Genomic DNA, 3859 nt, shown 5'->3' on the forward strand with positions numbered 1-3859 from the left:
GCACCGACCGATAATACTTCTGCATCAAACGAGGTGAAGCGATTCGTTCGAAGAGTCGGTCCGTACCGGCTCGCACGCTGAAGTCGGTGTTCAAAGGGCCACGGTCATTGTTCAATGTGAAATGGTATCCATCTCCGGGGATGGGTTCCCCGTCATCATCGGTGATGGGGTTCCTCTTGATAACCTCAACAAGCCCAGCCTCGGTGCCGTCCCATTCGCCCTCCAATGGTTCCCATGGTCCCACATCGATTCGGGTTGAGAATTCTTTCATGAAACGCATTGTTCGGTGGGCGATGTCTTCTGGTGTTTCATTGAGACGCGTCCAGCACGCATACACGGAAATGTCATCGAGATCGTGGGTCATGTTCGTGGTCACCTTTCAGGAGTGTAGATCACATCAACGTCGTAGATTCTCGCGTCTTCCAAGATTCTGCTTATGGCGTCGGCCCCCCTCTCTGGAGGAGATGTGTTGTTCAAGTCTGGCGACTACTCGTAATAGCGGGCCCCTTGGGGAGTATAAAGAGCAACAGTCACCTCATGCGGACCGCGCACCAGTTCACACACTCCATCGTCTATAGTCCTCCAAGCCTTGAGCGGACGTTTCCCAGTAACCGTTTTGAAAGCTTCTCCCCATTCAACCAAACCTGCATTAGCGTAATTGACGAAGTGATCGTTCAATCGGGCAAGCTCATTCCGACTCCCGCTCTTCTCAGCCTTGACTGCAGCAAAAAGAATTCTGCGAACCTCGCCGGTGCTTCTTCTTCCTACCAAGACATATTCGGAGCAGTTTGAAAAGGTGGCGGTGAGCACTTGGTCGCCATCGAAGATGGCCCATCCGAACTCGCCCGTCGCGATCTTCGCGAATTCTCCGGTGGTCATGGGCCACGGGAGGCCGGCAAGGCGATTGGCCCATGTAATGAACTCTTCGGTAGTCAGTGCGGTCATGGTGTATCTTATTCCTCATTTGCCGGAACAGGAAATGCTTCCCCCCGAAGGGGCCCCTCAGCATCCTCGGTCTCATTCGACGCCACGGGCAAAAACAGATTGCACACATTCCCATCCCTGTCACTACTGATATTCGTCACTGCATAATCATTGTCAGGGAGCACGTTGAACCACGTCGGCAGCGAGGTGGGCTTCCAGCTCAGTTTCTCGGCGTAGGGGGCGAAGTCGTCGACTTGGATGGGCCACGGAAACTGCACGAGCGTGTTCGTCCAGGTGATGAATTCTTGCGGGGGGAATATGATCATTATGTTTCTTTCTTGATGAACTCGGCGATGAGTTGTCCGTCCTTGGCTTCGACTGTGACGAGAAACCACATGCTCCGACTGTGACGCGATAGCAAAAAGGACCTATCCGAAACCACCCTGGAGGTGGGTGGTTTCGGATAGGTCCCTACGTGCCAGTTGTCAGACACGCTCCCGCTGGAGGCCAAGGGACGGAAGGTCGAGTGCATCGGTCCCGACACTACGCTCCTCCTCGGGGATCTCATCACGATAATCGGGATAACTCCACGCCTTGTAGACGAGCCGCTCCGGAGAATCGACACCACCAATATCCCGAAGCCGGATAACACAAGCCCGAACAACATTCCGGATGATGTGACTGGGTGTGGGCCAGGGAAGCTCCTGACCCCACGTGAAACCATCCTCATCAGGAGCGAACCCCAACTCCCGAAACTCCGCCTGCTGCGCATCAGTGAAGGTGACCCGCTGATTCCCGGCATTCAACAAGGACAACTCAGCAGTCATCGTGGTGTTGTGACCAAACGCATAGATCCCACCAAACTGCACAAACGGTGTCCCCGTCTTCCCGGCCTGATCCGGCACACCAACAATCAAAATCGTATGCGACGGAAACGCCATAACAGTCGAAAACAACCTCTCCTCAAAATCATCCCACGACATGTACACAAAACTCCTTTACACCTACTTCGCTACGAATATTCTTGGTAATCTGCTTACCGGATGAGGCTTATCCACACTCGCCCCCAAGCGGATCTTGGTTTGAGGCTTTGCTGATGGATGCACCGCCCGCAAGTAAGCCTCTTGAGTTTTCTAGGCGAAATACCACTGCCCCTGTGGCGTGAAGAACCGAAACAAGACGGCTCTGAAGCCTCCTGTTACCTGAGCGAACGCACCTTCGGGGAACTTCCAAGTGGCAGCCGGGTCCTCCCCGGCCTCCAGCAGGAATGGCTCCCCCCACGCCTCCCTCCCAGCAGCCACACAGGACACGAAATGATCATTCAACTCAGCAGCACCCTCAGCATCCTCAGCCATGTTTCTCACCATGGAGACCCTAAGACGATAGATATTCCCCGATTCATTCTCGCTGAAGATCACATTCCCGACGTCGTCGTCAGCGCAGACGCTGAACCAGGTTGGTCGCGGGGTGGGTTTCCAGCCCAGTTTCTCGGCGTAAGGGGGGAAGTCGTTGAGTTGGATGGGCCACGGAAACTGCACGAGCGTATTGGTCCAGGTGATGAAGTCTTGCGGGGTAGGTCTGGGCATTATGTTTCTTTCTTGATGAACTCGGCGACGAGTTGTCCGTCCTTGAGTTTGAGGATGACTTTACCACCCAGATCAAACTGTCCCACCTTGACGGTGCCGTCGGTTCGGGCGTTGACCATCTCATACACGACCTCGACGCCTTCGGTTTTCAGTTTCTGGTAGAAGCCGGCGTGTTCTGGCGAGTGCTCCAAGGCCGTCAGGGTTTCGAGGAGTCTCGGGTCCTGGTTCTTCCCGCTCAACAGGTCCATCACGTACTCCGCGGTTCCCTGCTGCGCCCGGGGACCCGCGGCAGTCTCCCGGCTGCCGAGCCCAGGACTGTCGCCGCCCTTGTTCTCCCCAACCACCAGCCGCGAATCGCCCTCGGTGCTGAACCGGTCCCCCCTCCCCGCGCCGGTTGGTTTCGCCCCATCCGGGGTGTCGGCGGGTTCACCCAGCAGAGGCTTGCGCCCTGCACCACCCGCATCCGGGGCGTGATCGAGAGTGAAGTGATGCCCCGCACGATCCCCAGCCCACTCCGAGACCTTCCGCAAATCAGACGCAGAATTCGCGGCGACCTCGAGACTGTCCCTGATCTTTTCCGCTTTCGCTTGTGATTCAAGATCCAAGCCATCAATGACGTCATCGACCTCTTTTGCGAGTTTTCTGTAGGACTTGTCGGTGGTGTCGAGTTGCAGTTTCTTACCGTCTAGTGTTTTCAGGGTTTCAATGTCATTGATCGCCTGAGTGGCCGCACGACGATCCGTGCGTGCTTTGGCGCGGGCCTCATCCCAGATACGCGTATCAGCCTTAGTGCGTTCAGCCAGCGCGGGATTGTTCCAGTCATGATCACCCAACAGGATCTTCCGGGCGTAGTACTTGATGCCCTTCGGTCTGTGAGCATACGGATCCTCCGCGAACTGCCCATTGTCGGAATGCCGCAGTCTGTCGTCCTGGCTCCTGAAGGTGCCTTCCGGATCAGAAGCGTAGTGTTTCCGACCATCACCACGATCAACCTCCAGCGGATCGCCGTGGTCATCGTAGAGAGGATTCCCCTTCTCGTCGTAGCGGGGAAGATCATCTATCGGATCGTTTCCTGAACCCGATCCCCCATGATCCGACCCATCACCACCAGAACCAGAACCCTCATCCGGATGACGATGATCATCCACACCATTGGCACCACCATCAGCACCGTCACCACGCCCGTCACCGGGATGCTCACCCCGGCCAGGGTTTTCATCCACGTCGGGATGCCTATCCCGACCCGAATGCTCATCCGCATCAGGACGCCTATCCCGACCCGAATGCTCATCCACATCAGGACGCCTATCCCGACCCGAATGCTCATCCACATCAGGACGCCTATCCCG

At 56.3% G+C, this 3859-nt stretch carries 6 protein-coding genes; all 6 read right to left on the reverse strand.

From position 1 onward, the window contains the following. A partial coding sequence (locus ACO6D6_RS10265) for a hypothetical protein (protein ID WP_484785170.1) occupies positions 1 to 376 on the reverse strand: 376 nt, incomplete at its 3' end. Between the two features lie 110 nt (positions 377 to 486). Then, entirely contained in the window at positions 487 to 945 is a 459-nt protein-coding gene (locus ACO6D6_RS10270) for a DUF6301 family protein (RefSeq protein ID WP_484785171.1), read from the reverse strand. Positions 946 to 1409: 464 nt separating this feature from the next. Next, a complete protein-coding gene (locus ACO6D6_RS10275) occupies positions 1410 to 1907 on the reverse strand; it encodes a TY-Chap domain-containing protein (protein WP_484785172.1) in 498 nt (165 codons plus the stop codon). A gap of 150 nt (positions 1908 to 2057) precedes the next feature. Beyond that, positions 2058 to 2462, reverse strand: a complete 405-nt coding sequence (locus tag ACO6D6_RS10280; protein ID WP_484785173.1) for a DUF6301 family protein — start codon at positions 2460 to 2462, stop codon at positions 2058 to 2060. A gap of 47 nt (positions 2463 to 2509) precedes the next feature. Then, positions 2510 to 3658: a hypothetical protein gene (locus ACO6D6_RS10285; RefSeq protein ID WP_484785174.1), complete on the reverse strand. Its 1149-nt coding sequence runs from the start codon at positions 3656 to 3658 to the stop codon at positions 2510 to 2512. Continuing rightward, a partial coding sequence (locus ACO6D6_RS10290; RefSeq protein ID WP_484785175.1) for a hypothetical protein occupies positions 3568 to 3859 on the reverse strand: 292 nt, incomplete at its 5' end. The genes ACO6D6_RS10290 and ACO6D6_RS10285, both read right to left, overlap by 91 nt.

It is taken from the genome of Arachnia sp. (genome assembly GCF_057238465.1).